We start from the raw sequence: 1,300 nt of genomic DNA, 5'->3' as shown, positions 1-1,300 counted from the left end.
GGTTTTGATGGTGATAGAGCCATCTTTTTGCACTTTATCATCGATGTAGATTAACTCCAGTCCATTATTATTTTTTGGTGATGAAATACCACCGTGCACGCCCCATGCACCATCGGCGTTATACCCCAATACGCCAGTCACCTGATAGTGACCGATGCCGAGTTTGGACACTGTGGCCCCCTCAGATTCATCATTTGTGGTGAATGAGCCATCGGGGTGAATTTGAATGATAGGGGAGCTGAGACGAATAAAACCCCCGCCATCACTGTGACAGTTTTGTCCCAGCGACATGACTGTGCCATTACCCGCACGAATTGTTCCACGAGTTTCAATGTCGCCATTACGGGTATTGAAAAAAATGGTGGTACTCTGGTCTCCTGCTGTCGTTCTAAAACCAATCCCGTACCATGAGCGAATCTCGATATTATTCCCCTCGAAACTGGCAGCATCCCGCGAACCGACCTCTAAGCTACCGGACCCCAGTACCAGTGAACTTGCGTCGACAGTGCCCCTAACTGCCATATTTCCCGCACGGGTGTCAAAATAGATCCGCGTCTGTTTATCAAATGAGGATTTCAGACCAATACCCCACCACGAGAGTAGTTCCAAGTTGTTTCCGTCAAAACTGGCGGAATCTGCTCCCCCAAGCCGCATTCCATGAGCATCTCCCGCTATACCAATGATAGATTTCGAGAATATTCGCTCAGCGTTTACATCTCCGTTAACAATACCGCCTGTTTTAGGCAGGGCATTATTTGCCCGCTCTACCGTATCCGCTAAACCGAGGTTTTTTACAAACTCGTTTTTGTTTGGAATATCCGCGCCGTTCTTGTTCTTATCCAGCATCGCCGCCTGCAATGCTCGTATTGATTGCAATGCCAAGGTTTGACCGTTCGGCAAGGTCACGTCCACCACACCATTTTGCGACATCCATTTGTCCATATTCTGGAGGAACTGAGTGATATAGCTGGTGTTAGCGACGATATGCCGGACGCCATCTGAGATGGAGTTAGGTACAGTCGTCTGAATCTGGTAAGTGGTATTATTAAGCGTTACGTTGACGTTATCCGCCAGCACCAGTTCGGTATCGGAATTCACCGCCTGTATCATATGCAGTAAATTACCACTGGTGGACTGGATTAAAATGAGCTGCGCAGGCGCAACCCCGTTGATATTGCTTTTAAATTGTGTCCCCGTGCCACGGACAATAGCCGAGCCGGACACGGTGGAAATCGTGCCTTGTGAGTAGTACATGGTGTGAGTCCTGAAAGATTAAAAATTGAAGTAATCGGCGGCGTCG

The 1,300-nt window shown here is 48.4% G+C and carries 1 protein-coding gene; it reads right to left on the bottom strand.

Annotated elements, in window-relative coordinates:
• Window positions 1-1,254, bottom strand: a 1,254-nt coding sequence (locus Xkoz_RS19110) for a phage tail fiber protein (protein ID WP_099143510.1), incomplete at its 3' end; no start/stop codon positions are given.
• Window positions 1,255-1,300 lie beyond the last annotated feature (46 nt).

Origin of the sequence: Xenorhabdus kozodoii, assembly GCF_002632875.1 — a bacterium.
In the GTDB taxonomy this organism is placed as follows: Bacteria; Pseudomonadota; Gammaproteobacteria; order Enterobacterales; family Enterobacteriaceae; genus Xenorhabdus; species Xenorhabdus kozodoii.
The sequence above is the reverse complement of the archived record's forward strand: the minus strand, read 5'-3'. Positions and strand labels throughout refer to the sequence as shown.